Below are 24,670 nucleotides of genomic sequence, written 5' to 3' on the forward strand. Positions count from 1 at the left end.
TCATTCCGCCCGGCAGCACTACTCCAGAAGCGTATCTTTGGCCTATGATGCCGGCCTTCGCCCACCGCCGCCCCGCCCCAGTCCCCTGCAGGAGCCAGGCAGGAGTACCCATGCAGCTCAAACACAAAATCGTCGCCCTCGGGATTCTGCCGCTGGTGCTGGCGGTCGCGGTCATCTGCGCGCTGGTGATTTCGCTCAATCGCCATCTGGGCGATCAACAGGCGCAACTGATCGAAGACAGCATCCTGGCGAGCAAGCGTGCCGAGCTGAAAAACTACGTAGAGATGGCCCAGAGCCTGATCGCGCCGCTGTACGACGACGGTCGCGGAGACGCACACGCCCAGCAGCAGGTGCTGGAGGAGCTGCGCAAGCTCAGCTTTGGCATCAATGGCTACTTCTTTGTCTACGACCGCGATGGCCGCAGCCTGATGCATGCGCGGCAATCGGACCTCGTCGGGCAGTACCTCTGGGACATGAAAGACCCGCATGGCCTGCCGGTGATCCAGGCCCTGCTCAAAAGCGCGCAATCGGGCGAAGGCTTTCAGCGTTATGCCTGGAACAAACCCTCCTCCGGCCAGGTGACCGACAAACTGGCCTACGTGGTGATGCTCGACCGCTGGGGCTGGATGCTCGGCACCGGCATTTACCTGGAAGACGTGGAGCGCGCCACCCAACAGGCGCGCGACGAGGTGGCCCAGGGCATCCGCACCACCATGCTGGCGATTGCGGCGGTCGCACTGGTGGCGGTGCTGTTCGTGTTTGCCAGCGGCATGACCCTCAACGTCAGCGAGCACCGCTTGGCGGACAAGAAGCTGCAACGCCTGACCCAGCGCATCGTCAGCTTGCAGGAGGAAGAGCGCTCGCGGGTTTCCCGGGAACTGCACGACGGCATCAGTCAGGTGCTGGTCTCCATCAAGTTCCAGTTCGAGCTGGCCAGCCTGGTCCTGGAAAAGGGCCAGGACCGGGGCCTGGGCATTTTGCGCGAGGCCACCGAACGCCTGGGCGAAGCGATTGGCGAAGTTCGCAGCCTCTCCCACGACTTGCGTTCCTCCCTGCTCGACACCCTCGGCCTCTCCGCTGCCATTGGCCAGCTTGCCGAAGAGTTCGAGCAACGCAGCGGCTTGACCGTGACCTACAACGACAACGAGTTCGATTGCCACCTGGTGGACGGCGCCGCCGTGGCCCTGTTTCGCATCGTGCAGGAAGGCCTGACCAACATCGAACGGCACGCGCAGGCAAAAAACGTCTCCATTACTCTGCGCGGCACGGCACAATCCATCCAACTGACGGTGATCGATGACGGCGTCGGCTTCAATGTCGCCCAGGCCGAGCGCCATCAGGCCGGGATTGGCCTGCGCAACATCCGTGAACGCGTCGAACATTTCGGTGGGCGATTCGAGCTGATCTCGATTCCGGGCAGAACCGGGCTGGACGTGCTGCTGCCCATGAAAATGCCCGGCGCCAAACGCTGATTCGACAACAAGAGAGAGATGCCCGTGATGAACCTGCCCTCCCCGATCCGCGTCGCCCTGGTCGACGATCACTCGCTGGTCCGCGACGGCATCAGGGCGCTGCTGTCGGTCATGGCCCCGCTGGAAGTGGTCGGTGAGGCCGAGAACGGTGCCGAGGCCATCGAGATGGTCGGGCGCTGCCAGCCGGACCTGCTGCTGGTCGATATCAGCCTCAAGGACATCAACGGCCTGGAGCTGACCCGCCTGCTGCGCAATCAATACCCGGCGCTGAAAGTGCTGGTGCTGAGCATGTACGACAATTACGAATACGTGAGCGAATCGGTGCGTTCGGGCGCCAGCGGTTATGTACTGAAGAACGCCCCGTCACGGGAAATCATCGCGGCCATCGAAGCGATTGCCAGCGGCGGGACCTTCTACAGCGCCGAGATCGCCCAACGGCTGATCGCCGACAAAAGCACCGACAACGAGTTGACCCCGCGCGAAAGCCAGGTGCTGTACAAAATGGCCCAGGGCATGAACAACAAGGAAATGGCCCGGGACCTCGACATCAGCGTGCGCACCGTGGAAACCCACCGCCTGAGCATCCGTCGCAAACTCAACATCGACAAGCCGGCGGCGCTGGTCAAATACGCCATCGATCACGGGATCATTTCCAGGTAGCCCCACCCTGGCGACATGGGGGCTAATGCCCGCGAATGTAATGCTCCAGCTGGCGGACCAGCTCGGTCTGCTCGACGATGGCTTCCTTGACCAGATCACCGATCGACAGCAGACCGATCAGTGCCCCACCCTCCAGCACCGGCAGATGGCGCAGATGGCTGTCGGTCATCACCGCCATGCAGCGCTCGATGCTCTGCTGACTGTCGGCGGTCACCACCGGTGCGCTCATGATGTCGCGCACCGGCGTGCCCACCGACGAACGCCCCTGCAGCACCACCTTGCGTGCGTAATCGCGCTCACTGACCACGCCCACCACCTGCCCCGCCTCGATCACCGGCAAGGCGCCGACATTCTTTTCCGCCATCAGCTTCAGCGCCTCCAGCACCATCTGGTCGGGGGCGATGCTGTGGACCTGCTGGTTCTGCACGATCTTGGTCTTGAGCAACTGTGCGGCTGTTTTCATGTACGTCTCTCCTGCGCCGGCGCCATGGCGCTTGCCTTCAATAAACGCTGACTTCCACGGCGTCGCCGTTCAACCGCACCGGCCACACCCGCAGGCGCTGTTGCGGGTATTCCAGGCAGGTGCCGTCCTCCAGGCGGAAATGCTGTTTGTAGATAGGCGAAGCCACCACCAGATCACCCTTGATGCTGCCCACCAGGCCACGGCCGATGACGTTCGCCCCGGATTGCGGGTCATGGTTGTCGATGGCGTAGAGGGTCTTGCCCTCGGCACCGGGCAGGTAGAACAGCGCCACCTGGGCTCCATCGAGCCAGACGACCACGCCGGAGTTGCTGACCAGGTCCTGTTGCGCACACACGGTCTGCCAGGCATCGGTGTCGCTCTGGGCCTGTACGCGTTGGGTATTGAGTGGGCTCATCAGACTGTCTCCTCGGTAACCGGGATAAGGTTGAGTTCGGCGGCCATGATCGGCCGGCGCTGACCGCGTTCCTGGACAAAGTGGATATCCGGGTCCGGGCGTTTATCGTTGACGAAGGTGCGGAAGCGCTTGAGTTTTTCCGGGTCTTGCAGGGCGTTGGCCCACTCGCATTCGTAACGGTCCACCACCATTTGCATCTGCGCTTCGAGTTCGGCACCCAGCCCCAGGCTGTCGTGGATGATCACGTCCTTGAGGTAATCGAGGCCGCCGTCCAGGCTCTCGCGCCACACCGAGGTGCGCTGCAGTTTGTCGGCGGTGCGGATGTAGAACATCAGGAAGCGGTCGATGTAGCGGATCAGGGTGTCGTCGTCCAGGTCGGTGGCGAACAACTCCGCATGACGCGGGCGCATGCCGCCGTTACCGGCGATGTAGAGGTTCCAGCCCTTCTCGGTGGCAATCACGCCGACATCTTTGCTCTGCGCCTCGGCGCATTCACGGGTGCAACCGGACACCGCGAACTTGAGCTTGTGCGGCGAGCGCAGGCCTTTGTAGCGGTCCTCGAGGGTCAGGGCCATTTGCACGCTGTCCTGCACACCGTAGCGGCACCAGGTGCTGCCGACGCAGGATTTGACGGTGCGGGTGGACTTGCCATAGGCGTGGCCGGTCTCGAAACCGGCGGCGATCAACTCGGCCCAGATGTCCGGCAACTCGTGCAACTGGGCGCCGAACAGGTCGATGCGCTGGCCGCCGGTGATCTTGGTATAGAGGTCGTATTTCTTCGCCACGACGCCAATCGCGATCAGCTTGTCGGCGGTGATTTCGCCACCCGGGATGCGGGGCACCACGGAATAGGTGCCGTTTTTCTGCATGTTGGCCATGAAGGTGTCGTTGGTGTCCTGCAGCGGCACCAACGAGGCGTCCATGATCGGCTGGTTCCAGCAGGAAGCGAGGATGTTGCCCACGGCGGGTTTGCAGATATCGCAGCCAGTGTGACCACGGCCGTGTTTGGCCAGCAGTTCTTCGAAACTGATCACCCCTTCGACCCGCACCAGCGCGTACAACTCTTGGCGGGTGTAGGCGAAGTGTTCGCACAGGCTCTTGTCGACACTGACGCCACGCGCCGTCAGTTCATGCTCGAAAACTTGCTTGAGCAAACTGGCACAACCGCCGCAACCGGTGCCCGCCTTGGTCTGCGTCTTGAGCACGCCCAGGTCGGTACAACCGCTGTCGATGGCCGAACAGACGGCGCCCTTGGTGACGTTGTGGCACGAACAGAGGGTGGCCGACTGCGGCAGCGCGCCCGGGCCCAGGGTCGGTGCGCCTTCGGAAGACGGCAGGATCAGGGCGGCGGGTTCTGCCGGCAGGGCAATGGCGTTCTGTGCGTACTGCAGCAGGGTGTCGTAATAGCTGTTGTCGCCCACCAGCACCGCGCCGATGACGTGCTTGCCGCTCGCGTCCACCACCAACCGCCGGTAGCTCGCGGTGGTTTCGTCGATGAACTGGTAGCTGCGCGAGCCCGGCGTACTGCCCTGGGCATCACCGATGGAGCCGACGTCGACACCCAGCAACTTGAGCTTGGTCGACATGTCGGCGCCCATGAACGGCTCCGCGACTTCGTTGCACAGCTGCGCCGCGACATTTCGCGCCATCTGGTAACCCGGCGCGACCAGGCCGAACAGGCTGCCATTCCACGAGGCGCACTCGCCGATGGCGTAGATGGAGGGGTCGCTGGTCAGGCAATGGTTGTCGATGACCGCCCCGCCCCGCGGGCCGATCTCCAGCGCGCATTGCCGGGCCAGCGCATCCTGGGCGCGGATGCCCGCCGAGAACACGATCAGGTCGGTTTCCAGGAATAGCTCGTTGGCGAAATTCATCCGGTAACGATAGGCCTCGCCCGCGCTGATCGACTGCGTGGCACGGGACAGGTGCACACCAACGCCCAGCCGTTCGATCTGCGCCTTGAGGGCCAAACCGCCCATTTCGTCCAGTTGCACCGGCATCAGGCGCGGGGCGAATTCCACCACGTGGGCTTCCAGACCCAGGCTTTTCAAGGCGTTGGCGGCTTCCAGGCCCAGCAGGCCGCCGCCGACCACCACACCACGCCGTGCATTGGACGCCGCTGCACGGATCGCATCGAGGTCTTCAAGGGTGCGATACACCAGGCGCGAATCGCCCTCTGCGCCTTCGACCGGCGGCACGAACGGATAGGAGCCGGTGGCCAGGATCAGTTTGTCGTAAGCGGTGTTGCCGTCGGCGGTCACCACCTGGCGACCGGCGCGGTCGATGTCCACGACCGGCACACCCAGGTGCAGGGTCACGCCCGGCCGTTGATACAGCGCGGCGTCACCGAGGGCCAGGGATTCGGCGTCGCGGCCGGTGAAGTATTCGGACAGGTGCACGCGATCATAGGCCCGCATCGGCTCTTCGCTGAAGACGTGAATGCGGTAATGCTCAAGCGCGCCCTTCTCGATCAACTGCTCGACGCAATGATGGCCGACCATGCCATTGCCGATCACGACCAGCGTTTGCAATTTGTTCAACGCGGCAACATTGGAGTTCATAAGGAGCACCTGGCTAAAACGGTTCAAAAAGCAAAAAAAAACGCCTGAAACCTTGCGGTTCCAGGCGTCTTTGCCTGTTCTTTTGCGGTGTTGAGCCCAGACAGCTATGCCTGATCCACCGATGTTGCCCACGATTCGATCGTCGTTGACCGGGCGGGCTGCCCACTCGACTGCGTTGGTGGTGGGCCTGCCAGGTGTATTGCAGTGATTGTGCCAGATCGCGCCAACCGTGCCTGAGCGCCCCGTCCTACGGGCATTCGGGCTTCAGGCATCCGCTCGAGAACACCGGCGCGTTTGCCTTCGCATAGTGCAAAACCGGGCGACGCGGCTTTATAAAAGTGCACGTTCACAGGTATTTGAGCCAGGCAATGTCCCGACGACGCGCTTTCAAGCCTGCGAACGCCTTGACCGGCCGATACAGGGCGATGGCCAGTACCACGGCGGCCAGCCACACCGCGCCGATCGAGCTGAAACCAAACCAGTTGCCCTGGTTCAGGCCGAACAGAGCCACCGCCATGAGGTACAGCACCTTCAGCGCGTACAGGTGCAGCAGGTAGAAAAACATCGGCGCCGACCCGAATACCGCCAGGGGACGCAACCACCGACGCTGCTGCGCCCGCTCGAACCCCAGGAGCAGCAGACAGCCGATGCTCAGGGTCAGCGCCAGGAACAGCAGCGACGGCGGGTACTTGGTGATGTTGAAAAAGCCCATCAGCGTTTGCATGGACGATTCGCCCGCACTCCAGGGTTTTTCGCCGTAGCCATTGAGAAAGCGCAGGGCCAGGAACCCGGCCAGTCCGACGATACCGCCCATCAGCAAGGCGCGTTGGCGCACGCCGGCATCGGCCATTTTCCCGAACCACGGCCCCATGGCGTAGCCCAGGCCAATCACCCCGATCCACGGCAATAGCGGGTACGAAGTGCGCAGCCGCAAGCCTTCGGACAGTTCGATCCAGCCGCGATCATGCAGGACCGCCCACGGCACGTGCAGCGCCGATTCGACGGGAAAATGCAGCGTGTCCAGCAGGTTGTGCCCGGCGATGATCACCACGCTCAGGAGCAGCAGCATCGGACGCGGCATCCAGACCAGTGCCGACAGCGCGATCATGCTCAGGCCGATGGCCCAGATCACCTGCAGGTAAATGACGGTCGGCGGCAGCTGGAAGGTCCAGGCGAAGTTCACCAGGGTGAATTCCAGCACCACCAGGAACAGCCCGCGCTTGAACAGGAAACCGCAGACATCGGACTTGCCGGCGTATTTCTCGCCGTACAGCCAGGCCGACAGCCCAGTCAGCAGCACGAACACCGGCGCGCACAGATGCGCCAGGGTGCGGCTGAAGAACAGCGCAGGCTCGGTGGAGGCGATGTTCATGGGATCGGCCACCTGATGATGCAGGAAGAAGGTCTCGCGCACGTGGTCGAGCAACATGAACAGAATCACCAGGCCCCTCAATGCATCGATGCTGAGGAGACGGTCAACGGCGGGACGAGGTGGTGCAAGGGTCATGGGCAATTCGCACGGTGGGACAGGGGCGAGCACCTTATATTGTTACCCTATAACATCTCAACCTTTTTCCCACCTGCCTCCTGTAAGAGCGAGCTTGCTCGCTAATGCACAAGCGCACCGCGGGCTGTCAGCTGTCCAGCGTCATCGTTGGCGACCATCGCGAGCAGGCTCGCTCTTACTGGTCTGGCGTTGTCCGGGCTCGCTCCCTCAGGTATCGGCAACGGTTGAGGGCCGGTGATACGGTTCGATGAAGCCACAGCCCAGGACTTCGTTCAGGCGTTTGCCGTCGCTCATCCGGCGGAACAGCCCCGGGGTCTGCCAAGGGGCATGGCCGTCGATGTTCGGCGCGCCGAGGCCGGCCTGCACATCGGCGATCAGCACCGAACGGGTTTCGAACGAGAGCCGGGTCAGCCCGGTGCTGTTGCCGACGCCGGCATGGGCATGGGCTCCGGAAAAGGCGATCAGGCTGCCCGGTTCGATCTCCACCGCATTCCCCTCCTGTGCCGCAATCACTTCCAGCAAATGCGGGATGGCCTCGTCGGCGTCCACGCTGTTGCGCCCGTCCTGGTGAGAGCGCTGGAGAATGGCGCGCATATCGAAACCGGCGCTCGAATTGTGCAGCGGCCGCTGCCAAAGCCCGGGGTACAGCGCAAACGTGCGCCCCGCCGTGATTGGATAGATGGGCGCCCACCAGTTGGTCTGCGCGTACAGGTTCGAGCCCCAGGTATCGCGGTGGAAGGCGATGGTCGCCGTGGTGCGCGCACGCGGCCCGAGCGCATCAGGCTCGCGATGCGGCTGGAAACGCAGGTGCAAGCGGTCGAAGGCCAGTGTCTGTCGATCGAACCCCAGGCTTTCGATGACGTCCCGCCACAGCCTGTGGATTTCAGGCGAATCAGCAAACTGCTGCTGACACCTTGCGAACACCACCGTCTGCTGTTCATGGCTCAAGTGGCGATGAATGTGTTGCGGCAGCCAGGGATGCAGCGCGGCTTCCAGCATTTCCCGGGCGTATCCGACCAACGCGGCCATGGACGGCGAATCGCTGATGCGCAGGATCTCGCCGGCATAAATGCGGTCGTGGAACGGTCGAGCGGTGCCTGGAACAGCGAATGGGCTGTACATGAGCGGGGTTTCCCTGAAGAGACACCCCTCGACTTTAGAAGCCTGCTGCCCCTGGCGACAGTACCAGGCCGGAGAAAAAAATGCGGATCAGCCCCCTACCCGCCCGCAATGCTCCAACAACGCCTCCAGCGGATGGCGCAATTGCCTGTCCGCCTGGCGCTTGACCTGGCTGCGGCAGGAATAACCCGTCGCCAGCGCCTCCCCGGGCTTGTCCAGCTTGCTCGCCCAGGACTGCTCGAAGAGGGTTCGCGACGTGTCCCGGTTCCGTGCCTCATGGCCGTAAGTGCCGGACATGCCGCAGCAGCCGGTCGCTTCCGCCACCAGTGTGAGCCCCAGTTTTGCGAACACCGCCTGCCACTGCGAAGTGCTGGCCGGAGCATTGGTTTTCTCGGTGCAATGGGCCAGCAAACGGAAGGTCTGGCTCACCGGGCGGGGATTGTCGGGCAAGGCGTCCAGCAACCATTCCTGGGGCAACAACACCTTGGGGCAATCCTCAAGCCCCGGCACTTTCTGGTATTCCTGGCGGTAGACCAGGGTCATCGCCGGGTCCAGGCCCACCAGCGGCACGCCGCAATCGGCCAGTGCCTTGAGCTGATTGCCATTGCGGATCGCCGCCTTGGCGAAGGCTCCGAGGAACCCCTGAACATGCAACGGCTTGCCGTTGGCACTGTACGGCGCCAGGAACACCCGATAGCCCAGTTGATGCGCAAGCTGGATGAAATTCGCCAGCAACGGGGTTTCGAAGTACCGGGTGAACGCATCCTGCACCAGTACCACGCTGCGTTGACGTTGCGCGGCGGTGAGCTCGCGCAGGGCCGGTACGCTGGCGACTGCGACCTGGCAACGGGTCAGCGTGGTCTGCAAGTCGAAGCGATGAAGCAGCGGGCTGTCGACCATGCCGACGTGACGCTCGAGCAAGCGGCTGATCCATTTCGAGCCCATCACGGCGTTGTACAGGCCGGGCGCGTAAGCCATGTAAGGGATGGTGAATTCCAGCGAGCCGATCAGGTAATCGCGTAGCGGACGTTGGTAGCGACCGTGGTAAAGCTCGAGAAAGCGCGAACGGAATTCCGGAACGTTGACCTTGATCGGGCATTGCCCGGCACAGGATTTACAGGCCAGGCAGCCGGCCATGGCGTCGTAGACTTCATGGGAAAAATCCGCCTGGCCACGGGAACGCGCCAGGTTGTTGGCCAGCCGGGTGGGCAGGCCGCGCAGCCACGACACCTTGCTCCGTGCGGCCGCCAGTACGTCAATGTTGGCCGCGCCTTGCAGGCGCAACCACTCGCGAATCAACGACGCCCGGCCCTTGGGCGAATGCTGGCGTTCACGGGTGGCTTTCCACGACGGGCACATGGCGTCGTTGGGGTCATAGTTGTAGCAGGCGCCATTGCCGTTGCAGTGCACGGCGCTGCCGAAGCTTTGCCAGACACGCTCGTCGATTTGCCGGTCGAGATCGCCGCGCAAGGTCACTTCATTGACCTTGAGCAAACCCTGGGCAGCGTCCGGCGGCGTGCAGATCTTGCCGGGGTTGAGCTGATTGTGCGGATCGAAGGCGCCCTTGAGCGCTTGCAGGGCCGGGTACAGCTCACCAAAAAACGCCGGCACGTATTCCGAACGCAGCCCCTTGCCGTGCTCGCCCCACAGCAGCCCGCCATAGCGCTGGGTCAGCTCGGCCACCGCATCGGAAATCGGCTTGACCAGTGCAGCCTGGGCCGGGTCTTTCATGTCCAGCGCCGGACGCACGTGCAACACCCCGGCGTCGACGTGACCGAACATGCCATAGGCCAGGCCATGGCTGTCGAGCAAGGCGCGGAACTCGGCAATGTAGTCGGCGAGTTTTTCCGGCGGCACCGCGGTGTCTTCCACGAACGGCTGCGGGCGAACCTCGCCTTCGACGTTGCCCAGCAGCCCGACCGAACGCTTGCGCATGGTGTAGACGCGGGTCACGGCTTCAGCGCCTTCGGCCAGGGTGTGGCCCAGTCGCTCGATGGTCGTATCGGCTTGCAGGTGCGCCACGAATGCGGCCACGTCGGCATTCACCTGCGCCACGTCTTCGCCGCTGAACTCCACCAGGTTGATGCCCAGGGTCGCGCGCTCGGCATCGCTCGGGAAATACTCGGCGACGCTGTGCCAGACGATGTCCTTCATCGCCAGCAGCAACACCTTGGAGTCCACGGTTTCAATCGACAGCGGCTTGTGCGCCAGCAACGCGTTGGCATCGCGCAGCGCATCCATGAAGCTGCTGTAGCGCACGTTCACCAACACCGAATACTTGGGAATCGGCAATACGTTGAGCTTGGCTTCGACGATGTAGCCCAGCGAGCCTTCCGCGCCGCACAGCACACTGTTGAGGTTGAAGCGGCCCTGCTCGTCGCGCAGGTGCGCCAGGTCGTAGCCGGTGAGGCAGCGGTTGAGTTTGGGAAACACCGATTCGATCAGGTCAGCCTGGGTTTCCTGGATGTGCCGCGCCGTGCGGTACACCTCGCCGATGCGACCGGGCCGGGCGCAGGCCGCCGCAAGCTCGGCCTCGGTCAGCGGCTGGCTGTGCAACTGCTCCCCGCCGAGCAGCACGCTGTGCAACTCGAGGACGTGGTCACGCGTCTTGCCATAGGTGCAGCTGCCCTGGCCGCTGGCGTCGGTATTGATCATGCCACCCACCGTGGCGCGGTTGGACGTCGACAGCTCCGGGGCGAAGAACAGCCCATGGGGCTTGAGCGCGGCGTTGAGCTGATCCTTGACCACCCCCGCCTGCACCCTGACCCAGCGCTCGGCGACGTTGATTTCCAGCACCTTGTTCATGTGCCGCGACAGGTCGACAACGATGCCGTCGGTCAATGACTGGCCGTTGGTCCCGGTGCCGCCGCCCCGTGGCGTCAGTTTGATCTGATGAAAACGCGGTTCGGCCATCAGGGCCGCAAGACGCACGATGTCGTCCGCGTCCAGCGGGAACACCGCCGCCTGCGGCAGGCGCTGGTAGATCGAGTTGTCGGTCGCCAGCACGGTGCGGGTGGCGTAGTCGGCGCTGATTTGACCGCGAAAGCCGCTGGCTTGCAGGGCCTGCAGAAATTCCGGGTAGTGCTGCGCGGGCGTAACGGTCGTCAGTTGGGCGATCATCGTGGCGGATCTCATCACGGGACTGTCAAAATACTTGTCGCCTGAGCATTAATAGGTCAGCCTCAGGTCGTTGGTTTTACCAATGATCCCGCAGGCTCCGGCGCAGGACAAACGGATAATTTCCCCGCTATCGATGACTTTTTTGAATGAATTACCGCCATCTCACCCCTTCGATGTCGTTACTGCTGGCCTTCGAGGCCGCCGCCCGGCATGAAAGCTACACCCGCGCCGCGATGGAACTGTCGCTGACCCAGAGTGCGGTCAGCCGCCAGGTCCAGGCGCTGGAGCAGCAATTGGGCCTGACCCTGTTCCGCCGCGAAGGCCGGCAGGTGCAATTGACCGACGTCGGGCGTCTTTACCAACGGGAAATGAGCGAAGCGCTGGGACGCATCCGCAGCGCCACGTTGCAGGCCATGGCGTATCAATCCGGCAGCGGCACCTTGCGCCTGGCCACCTTGCCGACGTTCGGTTCGAAATGGTTGCTGCCGCGCCTGCATGATTTCTACAGGAATCACCCGGGCGTGCTGGTGCACATCCATTCCAGAATCGACGCCGTCGACTTTGAATCCAGCGGCATCGACGCCGCCATCGTCGTCGGCTCGGCCGACATGCCAGGTTTGATCAGCCATCGCTTGCACACCGAAGAACTGATGGTGGTCATTTCCCCGCAAGCGGCCGAAACCCAGGACAACTGGACCCCGGAGCGCATCGGCGGGCAGACTTTGCTCAATGTCGCGAACAACGCCAACGTCTGGGGCGAGTGGTTCAGCCACCACGGCCTGCCCCATCGCATGATGCGCCTGGGGCCGAGCTTCGAACTCACCTCACACCTGATCCAGGCGGTCAGGGCCGGCATCGGTATCGGCCTGGTCCCACGCATCCTGGTGACCGACGAACTGGCGAACGCGGAGCTGATCAGCCTCGACCTGCCGTTCGCCAGCCAGCGCAGCTACTACCTGGCCTACCCGCCACGCAACGAAATGCTGCCCTCGCTCGTGGCGTTTCGTTCGTGGCTGCTGGAGCAGATTTGAATCGCAGGGGTCAGCGGCCCAGGAAGGCGTAGCCAAGACCCACTACCTTGGCATCTTCGCCATAGCCGCCCAGGAACGACACCCCGACCGGCAGATTGCCCTTGATGGTGCCGGCCGGAACCGTGATCTCGGGGAACCCTGTCGCCGAGGCAATGTAAGACGAGGCGTAGGTATCGCCGGCATGGCAGACGTAACTGTCATCGGTCACGCCATGCACCACCGAGGCCGGGCAATTGATGGTCGCGAAGAACAGGCTGTCCACCTTGTTCCTGCGCATGATGTCTGTCAGCTGCGCACGCAACTGCGGGATCTTGCGCGACAGGATCGAGATGTACTGCGGCGAATCGGTGCTGTCGGTTTTCGCCAGCGCTTCCAGCCCGGCCAGGCGTGCCGGGTTCATGCCGTGCGCGCCGTTCTCGGCCTGGTTGCTTCTGGCCCGCTCGAGAAACTGCGCCAGCGTGCGCGGCTGACTCGCATCGAGGGTGCCCAGGTAGCGCTCGAACTGCGGCTTGAACTCGCTTTCCCCCACCGGGCCGAGCACATCGCTCCAGAGCGTTTCAAAGGCCTTTGGCAACTCGATGGCGACCACCCGGGCACCGCGCTTGCCAAGGGTTTCCTGCGCAGACTGGAACACCTGATCCACTTCGGGATTGGCGCCCTTGAAGTTGCTGATCACGCCGATGGTCTTGCCCTTGAGCGAGGCCCCCTTGAGTGCTTGCTCGAATTTGATGGTGTCAGACGCAAGGTCCAGGGTCGCCGCATCGTGGTTGTCCGGGCCCTTGATCGCGTCCAGCACAATGGCCTGATCCAGGACGCTGGTGGTAATCACGCCACCGGTATCGAACGCCAGCGACAGCGGAATGATGCCGCTGCGACTGATCAGCCCCAGCGAGGGCCGGAAACCGACCGTGCCGGTGACGCTCGCCGGAGCGCGTATCGAACCGCTGGTGTCCGACCCCAGCGCAAACGGCGCAAACGCCGCCGCCACGGACGCGGCTGAGCCACTGCTGGAGCCGGAAGCATCGCGCCGGGTGTTTTTCGGGTTGAGCGTCTGGCCGCCAAACGAGCTGTAGCCAAACCAGCCGAACGACGCGGCCAGCTCCGACAGGTTGGCTTTGCCCAGCAGAATCGCCTGCCCGTCGATCAGCTTCTTCACCGTGAATGCGTCCTGGCTCGGCACGGACGAGCGCAGGACGTAGGAGCCTCCCGAAGTGACCAGGCCAGCGGTATCGAAATTGTCCTTGACCACGAAAGGAATGCCGGCCAGCGGTGCGAATCGGGCATTGGGGGTTTTCTGCCTCCGGGCATCCCACTGGCGGGCCTGCTCGATGGCCTGTTCATTGACCGTCACCAGCGCATTGATGTTCTGGCCCTGGTGGTTGTTCGCCCGGATGTTGTCCAGATAGTGCCTGACCAATTGCTCGGAACTGATGTCGCCCTTGTCCAGTGCCTGGCGCATATCGGCCAGGGTCATGCGATCGATGCCGTTATCGGCATGGGCACTGGCCGCCAACACCAGCAACGAGCAAGCCACAAACTGTTTATTCAACTGCATGGGATAAATCTCCGAAGAACGACAGGCGAACGCAATGAGACCACGCCTCCCGGGGTTGGCGCAGGGCTGTGAACGGATCGAAAAAAAGGCCAGCGAGATTCAGCTGGCCCTCAGTGACGGGAACGTCACTGGCAAATCACTGGATCAACTTGTTCTGCTGCAGGAATTCCCTGGACACGCTCTCGATCGACTCGCGGCCGACATCGACGCGGGAGTTGAGACCGGCGATGGTGTCGTCGTCGAGCCTGGCAGACAGAGCATTGAGCAACTCGCCGACCTTCGGGTTCTCCTTGAAGACTTCAGTGCGAATGACGGGCGTCAGCGCGTAGCTGGGGAAAAACCCCTTGTCGTCCTTGAGCACCACGAATCCAAAGGCCGGAATCCGCCCATCGGTCGACAGTACCAGGGCCACATTCACCTGACCGTCCCTGAGCGCCTGGTACGTCAGGCCGCCGTCCATGCGCACGACATTCTTGCGCTCGAACTCGAACTGATACATTTCCTGGAGAGGACGCAAGCCGTCGGTGCGCGAAAAGAACTCGGCGTTGGATGCGAACTTGTAGCTTTTGCCGGCGCCGATGTTTTTCGCCAGGTCGCTGATCGAGGCAATGCCCTCTTTTTCAGCCTCATCCTTGCGCATCGCGAAAGCATAGGTGTTGTTGGCTTTCGAAGGGTTCAACCAGGTGATGCCCTTCTGTGCATCAAGGGTACTGATCCGCTTGTAGGTTTCATCGGCATCGAGCTTGTCGGTCACCTTGTTGTAGATCACCAGCGAAGTGCCTGTGTATTCCCAATACACATCGACCTGACCGTTCTCCTGCGCTGCACGCAGGACGGAAGAACCCAGGTCCGCGCGCTTGTCGACACTGTAGCCATTGGCGCGCAACAGTTGGGAGGTCATTTCAGCCACCAGTTGCTGCTCGGTGAATTTTTTCCCGCCCACCACAATCGTGCTGTTGGCAGAAGCGCTGCCCATAAACCCCAAAACAAGACTCAGCGTAAACAACAGCCTGGCCAGGATTCGATCCGTCATCATGCACCTCGTAATTATTGATTTATGTACATAGTCTTGCCGCTCAATCGCGCCCGGCCAACCGCAAGCCCCGCGACACCGCCAGCGTTTGAATCACGCCACAGCCCAGGTCCACGGCGATGGCCAGAATGGCGGTCGAGGCGGCTCCGGCCAGCATCATGCCGAAGTCGTTCAGGTCGATGCCGGTAAAGATCAACTCGCCCAGTCCTCCCCCGCCGACCAGGAACGCCAACGGCGCGGTCCCGACGTTGATGGCGAGCGCCGTGCGGATGCCGGCGAATATCACGTTCATCGCATTGGGGATTTCAACTTTCCACAACGTTTCGGCGGGCGTCATGCCCATGGCTTCCGCCGCTTCGATCAGATGCGCCGGTACCGAGCGCAACCCTTCGTAGGTGTTGACGGCCACCGGCAACAGCGTGGCGACAAACAAGCCGATGATGGCCGCGCCGCTGCCCACGCCGATGAGGCTCATGGCCAGGGCCAGCAACGCCAGCTTGGGTATCGCCTGCCCGACATTGAGAAACTGCATGCTGGCCATGGCGTAACGCTGGTTCGCGGGACGGCTCATCCACACGCCCAACGGCAGTGCCACGGCCAGCGCAAGCACACCGCTGACGGCGACGATCTGCAGGTGCTGAACCGTCAGGTAGCTGATATCGCCCCAGTAATACTGGAGCCCCTGCCAAAATCTGCTGATCAGCTCGGACATGATCAATGCACCACCGGCGTAATGTTTTCAACCAGCCGCGCCAGGATGTCGGCCTGGTGGACATACCCGACAAAGCGCCCGTCACTGTCATTGCACAACGCCCAGTCCTGACCGCGACCGAGCAGTTGCGAGAGCACCTGGCGCAGGTCATCGGCGGGTTTGACGATCAGCGGCGACTGGGTCGCGATGCCGCTGTTGCCGCCCACGACCTGCATCTGTTCCCGTGGCGCGATCTTGCTGGCGATGTCGGCGGCGCGCAGCAGGTACAGGCGCTTCATGATCCGGTCGCTGCCCATGAAGTTCGCCACGAACTCGCTGTTGGGCCTGGCCAGCAGATCGTCTGGGGTGCCGAACTGCTCGATTCTTCCGTTGTGAAACAGCGCGACGCAATCGGCCATCTTCACCGCTTCGTCGATGTCGTGGCTGACAAACAGCACCGTCTTGCCGACCTGGCGCTGGATGCGCATGAACTCATCCTGAATCACGTCGCGGTTGATCGGGTCGATGGCGCCAAAGGGTTCGTCCATCAGCATCACGGGCGGGTCCGCTGCCAGGGCGCGGGCAACCCCGACGCGCTGCTGCTGGCCCCCGGAGAGCTCGCACGGGTAACGCTTGAGGAACCGCGACGGGTCCAGCGCAACGACTTCCAGCAGCTCCGCAGCGCGCTTGCGGCTCTTGGTTTTGTCCCAGCCCAACAGATTGGGCACCACGCAGATGTTTTCTTCCACGGTCATGTTCGGGAACAAACCGACTTGCTGGATCACATAGCCGATGGAACGCTTGAGTGTCACGCTGTCCAGTTCGGACGTATCGCGCCCGCCAATGCGGATGGTGCCGGACGTGGGTGCGATCAGGCGGTTGATCATTTTCAGCGTCGTGGTCTTGCCGCAGCCCGATGGCCCGAGCAGTACGCAGATCTGTCCCTCTTCAACGTTGAAGGAGACATCTTCCACAGCGGTGATTGAGCCAAATTGTTTGTTCAGGTTTTCGATCTGGATCACGTCGTCGCTTCCTTCATTTGGCCAGTGGCCATTTTGTTCTTGTTCAGGCCTTTGGGGGTCAGGAGGCGCTGCAGGGCGTACAGCGCATAATCGGCCGCGATTGCAATGATGCTGATGATGATGGCGCCGGCCAGCAGTTGCCGGGTATCGGACTGGGCGATGCCGCGAATGATCAGGCTGCCAAGGCCACCGGCACCGATATAGGCCGCGATGGCGGCGATGCCGATGTTGATCACGGTCGCCATCCTCACGCCGGCCATGATCAGCGGGACGGCAATGGGCAGCTCGACCTGCCACAGCCTCTGCCAGGTCGACATTCCCATGCCGATGGCTGCTTCGCGCAGCGCAGGATCGATGTTGGAGATCGCCGTCGTGGTGTTGCGGATGATCGGCAGTTGCGAATAGAGAAACAGTGCAATGACCGCAGGCACTACACCGATCCCGTAGCCAATCAGGGACAGGGCCGGGATCATCAGGCCGAACAGCGCCGCAGACGGGATGGTCATCAGGACGGCGGCAAAGGCCAACACCCAACGCCGAGTCCTGGGGTGCTGGGATATCGCGATCCCGACAGGCACGCCGGTCAGGATCGCCAGGCCCACCGCCACCGCGACGATGAGCAGGTGCTGACCGAGTAGCAGGCTGATCAGCCCGCCGTTTTCCAGAATGAAACTCAAGGTTTCCATGGTTGTGAGGCCTTCTGTACGTCATTGTTGTTTTTGTCGGCTGCGCATCTGGAAGTGGGCGCCGTTTCTGTAGGAAACATTACCGCGCTCCCACCCTGAGCCTGCGCTTCGAGTGCGACGATTTCTATCAAAAAATCGACGTCACGAAGCCTGTCAGTGCTCGGAACAATCTGAAGGAGGTGTAGCGCCAAGGAAAATGTCAGGCCGCCCACCCAGCAGCCGCGCCTGGCCCACAGCCATTGGCCGGCCAAGTCATTAGCTAGCTATGTGGTTTGCCGGCGAGGACTGATTCATCGGGATTTCAAGGAACGGTCGTTCATTGTTCAACGCGCACATGAACCGGATTCAGGAGTGCGCATCATCAAATTTCCGCCGCTCCTCTCCCGGCGTGCACCCCCAGACCCGACGGTAGGCGGCGCCCAGGTGAGAGGCCGAGACGAACCCGCAACTGTAGGCAATGGACGCGATGGGCTGGGTACTTTCACGCAACAGGCGACGTGCTTCATTAAGCCTGAGTTCCAGGTAGAACCGCTTCGGGGTCATGCCGAAGTGCTGGTGCCACAGGCGCTCGAGTTGACGATGGGACAGGTTGCAGCGGTCGGCGATTTCTTCGATGCCGACAATGTTCTCCAGGTTGTTCTCCATGAAGGCAATGGCCGCCGTGAGGCGCTTGTCGTGAATACCGAATCGCCACTGGATCGACATCCGCTGGTGTTCTTCCGGCGCCCTGATCCGCGCATGGAGGAACTGTTCGGCAATGCTCGCGGCCAGCGGGTTACCGAAATCCAGGGCGATCTGCGCCAACATCAGGTCGATGGCGGCGGTGCCGCCGGCACAGGTCCAACGATTTTCATGGTTGACGTACAGCTCGCGGGTCACCTCGATGGTGGGAAATTCTTCCGAGAATTGACCGATGGACTCCCAGTGCAGCGTGCAACGCTTGCCTTCCAGCAACCCGGCACGGGCCAGGATAAACGTGCCGGTGCTCAGCGCCCCGACGGTTTTCCCGCGTGCCGCCGCGCGCTGCAGAAAGCGCAGCATCTTCGGCGGTTTCTGGTGTTCGATGTCCAGGCTTGCCAACACGAACACCCGATCAAAATCGGGGGCGTCATCAATAGGCAGGGTCTGGATCTCGAACCCGCTGCTGGAGCTGACAGGCCCGCCCGATTCGGTGAGGACGGTCCATTCGTACAGCGTTTTGCCGGACAACCGATTGGCCGCGCGCAATGGCTCGCTGGCACCGGCGAGGGCCATCATCGAGAATTGAGGGAGAATGAGCAGGCCAATGCGTTTGGTGGTGTAGCTGTTCACTGAGGGTGCGGGTTCACTGGGGCCAATCATCGCCAGATCCTTGTCATGGGAAAGGTCCTGCCGCCCGGGAGCTCAGCTCGAGCCAGCCCGGGGAAGTGGCTGTGGACACGCCATGTTAGGGCCTGGGTCTGTATTGAGCCAGACGAACGAACAAACCCGAGCCGTTTCGGGAACGGATCGGGTGTGCAGGGAAGCCCTGCGAGACCTCGTTGCGAGATCCCGCAGGCTGTCGATGGCGGATATCAGCTGCGTGCGCGAATCGCCTCGTCGATGTTCTGGATGATCGACGCAAACACCGGGCTGTCGACCTGATTCTGCTGGCCGTGCTGCATGTTGGCGATGATCAGGGCGCCCTCTCCTGCGTCACCCGGGTAATGACGGTGCAGACGTTCGGACTCCGCCGGCATGTGCAGGGTGTTGTCCGCGCCGTGGATGATCAGCGCAGGCGGGAAACCTTTGGCCCCTTCAATGGACCGCTCGGGATCATAGGCCACATAGGATTTGTAGGACTTTGCCGTGACGTGGGTGCAGCCCGGCCAGCGGTCGGCCCCACCCGCTTCGGTGTAGCCACCCAATTGCTGGTCGACATAGGCCTGAGTATCCGGATCGAGCGGATAGTAACCCAGGCGCGTCGCTGCGGTTCCGGTGTCGAACGGTGGAATAGGCGCGTCGTCGGCCAGTTGCTGGATGGCCGTATCGGCGGCCGCCTGATCGGCACGCAAGGTTTGCAGCTTGCGGATGTTGGTGTAGCTCATCGGCACCCAGAAACGGATCTGCTCACCGCCGGCAGCCGCCAGCTCAGCCACGGCACCGAGACTCGCCACCGACCCCATCGCCCAGGACGCCACCACCGGCATCTCGCCAAAATGCTCGCGCGCCCATTGCACGGCCCCCAGGACTTCGTCTTTCTGGTCTTCCAGGGAGACATTGGTGATCAACTGGTCACCAGACTTGATCGTGTTGCGAATGTGCTTGTTGGTGAAAAAGCCCGCCACGTCGTAGGTCATGACGCGATAACCCCGGGCCGCCAAGGCACGGCCGAACAGTTGACCGTACATCGACACCCCTCCGGTGAAACCGGAGTTGAAGACTACTGGCGGCAGCGAAGTATCCATGTGCTCCGGGGTAAATACCGTCCCTTTCAGACGCAGGGTCTCGTCCTCATACTTAACGGTAAAGTCGATTTCTTTTGTAGTAATGTTTGTCATCGCTTGTTATCTCGAAGTTAAAGCGTGGGCGTAGATCAACTTACCCATTGGCCGGACGCTGCGCGTAGAAGTTGGCCAACAGGGATTCTGGTTTCACTGGAAACATGACGTGCAACAGCATCAACAAAACTGAAAGTCTTGTTTAAATCGAATTGACTGGAATACGGCACACCGTTGTTATCGGTTCCAACATGGGGTGCGTCGGTGGCTTCCAGAATTACCTTCCCGGCCCCGACGGCATGAACGATCTGCATGACGAAACACGCGGTTTGCGCCGGCTGCACCGAGGTGCGATAGCCCGGGCCCTTGAACCACACATTGCCGCGCCTTTTCGCTTCTGCCAGCAGTGCAGCGTAGGCCGGTTCGGCAGGCCCGCGCTCGGCGTGGCAACTGCCCAGATGATCGATGATGACCCGCACACCGCCCGGAACCTGCCGCAGAACCCGCAGGTTTGTCTCGGCCTCCCTGGCGTAGATGTGCACGTGCTGGTGTGGCAGCAGGCGGGCATAAAATGCCGACCAATCGCTGTCACTGAAGTCCGAAGCGCCCACCGTCTGCGGCGGGGCATCGTGCAGGACGATGCGGGCGCCGACCACCTGGGGGTGCGAGAGCCGTTCACGGGTGGCGTAAACAGGGTCTGCCTTGATCGTCCCGACCAACTTCACGTTGCCATAGCGCAGAGGATTGGCGACCTGAAGTTGTTTGAGTTCGTTAAAGGAAGCAAACACATTTTCCGAATCCGGCAGAATACTCAGATGGACATTGTTAATGACCGTCGGAGCAATACCGGCATCGATGAGTTTATCCAGATAAGCCGTCAGTGGATGCGGTGCAGGTAAGTCATAGGGCAGCAAACCCGCCACCCGATGAAGATCATCCGAAGTGTAAAAGTGGACGTGGCTATCAATTCTTTCAGTCGAAGGCAGCATGATGATTGTTTCCCGCTTTTGTGGGAAAACAATAATCGTCGTCAGCGCCTGGTGGCTCTCGCCGACTCGACGTCTAGTATCAAAATCTCGCCATGTGCGTCGTTTGGGTGATGGCGTGCAGAATTTACGCTGTTGCTGAACGGGTCAGGCAGGGAACCCTGCCTGACCGTTGGCCGACGTCACAGCGGCCTCAGAAATCCACCGTCGCCGACAGTTGCAGCGTACGTGGGTACCCTTGGGAAAACGCCCCATACGAAGCGACACCCGACCAGTACTCGCGGTCGAAGACGTTTTGCACGGTGGCGCGCAATGTCGTCGGGCGACCTTCGATTTTAGTCGCGTAGCGCACGCCTGCATCGATGCGGGTCCAGGCGTCCAGTTCCTGGGTGTTGGCCTGGTTGACGTATTGGCTGTCGGTGTAGATCGCCCCGCCGGTGAGGGTAAAGCCTTCGAGCCACGGGGTATCCCACTCGGCCCAGAGGTTGGCCTGGATGTCGGGGACGCCGACCGGTTTATTGCCACGGTTGGCTGCCGTGGCCGAATCCGTCAGCTCGCCATCGAGGAAGGTCACGCCCCCCATCAAGCGCGTGCCGGGCGCCACTTCGCCGAATACGCTGAGTTCGACGCCGCGGTTGCGTTGCTCGGCCTGCACCGAGAACACATTGCCGGCGCCTGTCTCGCCACTGGGTTTTTCAATCTGGAACAAGGCCAGGGTGGTCATGAACGTGCCGTGTTCGTACTTCACGCCGATTTCGTGTTGCTTGGATTCATAAGGAGCGAAGGTTTCGCCGGCGTTGGCCGCCGTGCCTGGCGCGATATCCCCTTTGCTCAGGCCCTCGACATAGTTGTAGTACAGCGAAACGTCGTCCCAGGGTTTGACCACCACGCCGACCAAGGGGGTCGTGGCGCTGTCGTCATAGCGCGAGCTGACCCCGCCTGCGGCATTGTAGTTACGCGATTCGATGTCTTGCCGGCGCACACCCAGGGTCAGCTGGATACGGTCATCGAGCATGCCCAGGGTGTCGGTCAGTGCCACGCCGGACAACTCCGACTCGGAAATGCGCAGCACCTGGGGCGCGGCGAGGTACTGCTTGGGCGCATCCAGCGGATGGTAGATGTTGGAGCGGATATCGGTGCCGTTGGTGATGCCCCGGGACAGTTCATCCTGATAACGGGTCGCCATCAGCGTTGTGGTGTGAGTCACCGGGCCGGTGGCGAAAAGACCGCGAATACCCACGTCGGCAGTCGAGCGATCGACGTTGAATTTGTAGTAGCCCGGGATGTTGCTGGTGTCACCCGCGTCATTGAGGATACGCGGCACCTGGTCGGACATCCGCTTCACATCCGACTTGCCGCCACCGGCGTGGGCGAACACGGTCAGTGCATCGTTCAGGTCATACTCGCCGCCAAGCAAGGCCGACTGCTCCCTGGTGTCCGACCAGCCCCAGTCCTGCGATACGTTGGTCCGGCCATTGGCGGCGGAAGGCACCTCGACCCCCGGCGCGATGGTGAACGGCCGCGACGCACCCTCGAAGCTTTCTTTCTGGCTGATGAAATCGAGGTTCAGGCGCAAGCGCTCCCCTTGATAATCCAGGGCGATGGCACCGATATCCACCGCGCGATTCTGATCGTCCACGGCGGTATCGCCGCCCTGCAGACTGCCGTTGAAGCGCACGCCAAACTGGTTCTCGCTGCCGAACCGCCGGCTGATATCCAGATGGCCGCCGACCTGGGAGTCCGAGGCATAGCTGGCGGTAAAGCGGGTCAGGTCTTCGGCCAGTGGCCGCTTGGGCACGATATTGATCACGCCGCCCACACCGCTGTTGGGTGAGAGGCCGTACATCAGGGCACCCGGCCCCTTGAGGACTTCCACACGCTCGGTGTACTCGGTGAACGCCCGGTAGTTGGGCGCTACACCGTACACACCGTCGTAGGCCAGCTCGCCGAGGTTTCCTTCACCGATGGCAAAACCCCGGATGAAAAACGAGTCGACGATGCCGCCGGTTTGCCCGGTCGAACGCACCGAAGGATCGCGTTGCAGGGCATCGGCCACGGTCACCGTCTGCAAGTCGGCCAGGGTCTTGGCGGTGTAGCTGGTCACACTGAACGGCGTGTCCATCACATCCTTGTTGCCGAGCATCCCCAGGCGCGCGCCACGGGCCACCTGGCCACCGGCAAACTCTGCCGGCAGCGCGGTAGGCTCGGCGTATCGGGCGTTGATGTTGGTGGTGTCCAGGGTCAGGTTCGGCGTGTCGTTCGACGTGCCGGCCGAATGATCTTCAGCCTTCTGCGATTGCTCGGGGGTGGCAGCCCAGGCACTGGTGGCCCCGGCAACCAGGACAACATTCAGCATGGCGGTGCGGATGGCGAGTGTTAATGCGCGCTCACCGCAGGGGCGACTGGCAACAGGCATGACGAGAGGTTCCTTGAAGGAGGGAAATGGGAATCACTCCTAATGCCAGCCATCGTCGAAAAAAGTATCACCCTCCCCGGATTTTTTCCGAGCCCTGCCCATGCCCATCATTCAGCGGTTGCGGCAATCGGCGCAGCCGGGTCAAATGCACGCCGTTTGGCTTGGCGATGCAGTGATCTTTTTCCGCCCCCGCTTCCATTCGACTACCGAGGTTGTCTCATGCCCAACGCAGGCGCCATTCAGGGATCGAGCGTCAGAGTCCTGATTTATCTTCTGTTCGCGATCCAGTTGGTCTCCATGGGCGCGATGGAAATGAGCGGGCCTTTCTGGCCGGTGCACCTGCGCGGCTTGACGGACTCGGCAGCATTTTTCAGCTTTGCCAGCATCGCCGTGTACGTCGGGCCGATGCTGGGCATCATGCTGACCAGTGCATTCTGGGGCCGCATCGGTGATCGATACGGCCACAAGCTGATGATGATCCGCGCCCTCGCCGGCCTGTCCCTGACTCAGCTCGGCCTGGCCTTCGCAAGCGACATCTGGGTGATCCTGGTGCTGCGATTCCTGCAAGGCGCCTTTGCCGGGTACATCGCCCCGGCGCAGGCCTACGGCGTCAGCATCGAGGCACCCACCCGGCGTGCACGGCTGTTTGCGATTCTGCAAATATCGACCAACGTCGGCTCGTTGCTGGGCGCCGTCGTTGGCGGCCTGATACTCGATTACGCGACCTTCTTCTGGATCAACCTCATCGCCTCGGCGTTGTGCGCCGTCTGCACGGTGATTGCCGCCGTGACCTTGCCGGACGTACCGCCGGTGAAGAAAACCGCGCCCGCCCATCCCGACCCGTCAACGCCGCAACGTACCCAGGCCTGGCGCCACTCCGCGCTGCTGCCGCTGCTGTTGGTCATGGGTATTTTGCTGCTGGCGCGAATGCTGCCGCAGACCGCTTTCCCGCTGTACGTCAGCTCGACCTTTGATGTCAGCAACTCGGTGGTCGGACTGTGTTATGGCCTGCTGGCACTGGGTTTCATCCTCTGTGCGACAACCTGGTCGCGCTATTTCGAGCACCGCACAGCGCAGCAATCACTGCAGCGCATTCGCTACGTCGTCATCGGTTGCATTGCCCTGACCGCCCTGGCCGGGGTGACCCATCATGCCGGTGTGTTCATCGTCGTCTACTTTCTCTGGGGCGTGCTGCTGGGCGCGACGACACCGGTGCTGATGGCGCTGATCTCAAAGGCCGTCGATGGCTCGCAACAAGGCTACGTACTGGGTATCGCCCAGGGCACAGCACAGTTCGCCTCGATCTCCGGCATCTGCACAGGAGGCTTGCTCAGCCAGGTTTACGGCCTGCAGTACACCTACCTGTTCGTTTGCCTGGCGTATGGGGTCGCGTGGGTCGCCCTTGTCCTGATGCGCCCCGGACCATTGGCTGCGGGCGTGAAAACGCAGCAATGATCTCGCTTGCTTTCCCACC

The 24,670-nt window shown here is 62.1% G+C and carries 19 protein-coding genes; 4 read left to right on the forward strand and 15 right to left on the reverse strand.

Annotated elements, in window-relative coordinates; translation table 11 throughout:
• Positions 1-110 precede the first annotated feature (110 nt).
• Positions 111-1,472, forward strand: a complete 1,362-nt coding sequence (locus ACM6IM_RS07330) for a cache domain-containing protein (protein WP_201191975.1) — start codon at positions 111-113, stop codon at positions 1,470-1,472.
• A 27-nt stretch (positions 1,473-1,499) separates the two neighbouring features.
• Entirely contained in the window at positions 1,500-2,132 is a 633-nt protein-coding gene (locus ACM6IM_RS07335) for a response regulator (protein ID WP_192308272.1), read from the forward strand.
• A gap of 22 nt (positions 2,133-2,154) precedes the next feature.
• Here ACM6IM_RS07335 and ACM6IM_RS07340 read toward each other — a convergent pair whose 3' ends face one another.
• From ACM6IM_RS07340 to ACM6IM_RS07365, 6 genes are all read right to left on the reverse strand, one after another.
• Positions 2,155-2,595, reverse strand: a complete 441-nt coding sequence (locus ACM6IM_RS07340) for a CBS domain-containing protein (RefSeq protein ID WP_192308273.1) — start codon at positions 2,593-2,595, stop codon at positions 2,155-2,157.
• Positions 2,596-2,632: 37 nt separating this feature from the next.
• Positions 2,633-3,010 carry a nitrite reductase small subunit NirD gene (gene nirD / locus ACM6IM_RS07345; RefSeq protein WP_414864673.1) on the reverse strand — a complete coding sequence of 126 codons (378 nt, stop codon included), beginning with the start codon at positions 3,008-3,010 and terminating at the stop codon, positions 2,633-2,635.
• Complete coding sequence (nirB, locus tag ACM6IM_RS07350) at positions 3,010-5,571, reverse strand: nitrite reductase large subunit NirB (RefSeq protein ID WP_414864674.1); 2,562 nt, start codon at positions 5,569-5,571, stop codon at positions 3,010-3,012. The genes nirD and nirB overlap by 1 nt, the downstream gene beginning before the upstream one ends.
• Before the next feature lie 346 nt (positions 5,572-5,917).
• Complete coding sequence (locus ACM6IM_RS07355; RefSeq protein ID WP_414864675.1) at positions 5,918-7,078, reverse strand: DUF1624 domain-containing protein; 1,161 nt, start codon at positions 7,076-7,078, stop codon at positions 5,918-5,920.
• 207 nt (positions 7,079-7,285) lie between these two features.
• Entirely contained in the window at positions 7,286-8,200 is a 915-nt protein-coding gene (locus tag ACM6IM_RS07360) for a hypothetical protein (RefSeq protein ID WP_414864676.1), read from the reverse strand.
• 87 nt (positions 8,201-8,287) lie between these two features.
• Positions 8,288-11,317 (reverse strand): FAD-binding and (Fe-S)-binding domain-containing protein, encoded by a 3,030-nt coding sequence (locus tag ACM6IM_RS07365; RefSeq protein WP_414864677.1) that lies wholly within the window; start codon positions 11,315-11,317, stop codon positions 8,288-8,290.
• Between the two features lie 146 nt (positions 11,318-11,463).
• On the opposite strand from ACM6IM_RS07365, the gene ACM6IM_RS07370 reads away from it, so the two are divergent.
• On the forward strand, positions 11,464-12,348 hold the full coding sequence (locus ACM6IM_RS07370; RefSeq protein ID WP_192308279.1) for a LysR substrate-binding domain-containing protein: 885 nt from the start codon (positions 11,464-11,466) through the stop codon (positions 12,346-12,348).
• A gap of 10 nt (positions 12,349-12,358) precedes the next feature.
• On the opposite strand, the gene ACM6IM_RS07375 is transcribed toward ACM6IM_RS07370, so the two are convergent.
• From ACM6IM_RS07375 to ACM6IM_RS07415, 9 genes are all read right to left on the reverse strand, one after another.
• Positions 12,359-13,903, reverse strand: a complete 1,545-nt coding sequence (locus ACM6IM_RS07375; RefSeq protein ID WP_414864678.1) for an amidase family protein — start codon at positions 13,901-13,903, stop codon at positions 12,359-12,361.
• Positions 13,904-14,039: 136 nt separating this feature from the next.
• The gene (locus ACM6IM_RS07380; RefSeq protein WP_192308281.1) at positions 14,040-14,936 is read right to left on the reverse strand and encodes a glycine betaine ABC transporter substrate-binding protein; all 897 of its coding nucleotides are present in this window, start codon (positions 14,934-14,936) and stop codon (positions 14,040-14,042) included.
• A gap of 43 nt (positions 14,937-14,979) precedes the next feature.
• The gene (locus ACM6IM_RS07385) at positions 14,980-15,648 is read right to left on the reverse strand and encodes an ABC transporter permease (RefSeq protein WP_192308282.1); all 669 of its coding nucleotides are present in this window, start codon (positions 15,646-15,648) and stop codon (positions 14,980-14,982) included.
• Between the two features lie 2 nt (positions 15,649-15,650).
• On the reverse strand, positions 15,651-16,649 hold the full coding sequence (locus ACM6IM_RS07390) for an ABC transporter ATP-binding protein (protein WP_192308283.1): 999 nt from the start codon (positions 16,647-16,649) through the stop codon (positions 15,651-15,653).
• Entirely contained in the window at positions 16,646-17,335 is a 690-nt protein-coding gene (locus ACM6IM_RS07395; RefSeq protein WP_192308284.1) for an ABC transporter permease, read from the reverse strand. The genes ACM6IM_RS07390 and ACM6IM_RS07395 overlap by 4 nt, the downstream gene beginning before the upstream one ends.
• Positions 17,336-17,680: 345 nt before the next feature.
• Entirely contained in the window at positions 17,681-18,676 is a 996-nt protein-coding gene (locus ACM6IM_RS07400) for a GlxA family transcriptional regulator (protein ID WP_192308285.1), read from the reverse strand.
• A 212-nt stretch (positions 18,677-18,888) separates the two neighbouring features.
• On the reverse strand, positions 18,889-19,761 hold the full coding sequence (locus tag ACM6IM_RS07405) for an alpha/beta hydrolase (RefSeq protein WP_414864679.1): 873 nt from the start codon (positions 19,759-19,761) through the stop codon (positions 18,889-18,891).
• 128 nt (positions 19,762-19,889) lie between these two features.
• Positions 19,890-20,783 carry an amidohydrolase family protein gene (locus tag ACM6IM_RS07410; RefSeq protein WP_414864680.1) on the reverse strand — a complete coding sequence of 298 codons (894 nt, stop codon included), beginning with the start codon at positions 20,781-20,783 and terminating at the stop codon, positions 19,890-19,892.
• 190 nt (positions 20,784-20,973) lie between these two features.
• The gene (locus tag ACM6IM_RS07415) at positions 20,974-23,196 is read right to left on the reverse strand and encodes a TonB-dependent receptor (RefSeq protein ID WP_414864681.1); all 2,223 of its coding nucleotides are present in this window, start codon (positions 23,194-23,196) and stop codon (positions 20,974-20,976) included.
• Positions 23,197-23,415: 219 nt separating this feature from the next.
• Between ACM6IM_RS07415 and ACM6IM_RS07420 the strand changes: the two genes are divergently transcribed.
• Positions 23,416-24,651 (forward strand): MFS transporter, encoded by a 1,236-nt coding sequence (locus tag ACM6IM_RS07420; protein ID WP_201191961.1) that lies wholly within the window; start codon positions 23,416-23,418, stop codon positions 24,649-24,651.
• Positions 24,652-24,670 lie beyond the last annotated feature (19 nt).

The sequence above is a fragment of the Pseudomonas sp. IT-P12 genome, assembly GCF_949767465.1.
Lineage (GTDB): Bacteria > Pseudomonadota > Gammaproteobacteria > Pseudomonadales > Pseudomonadaceae > Aquipseudomonas.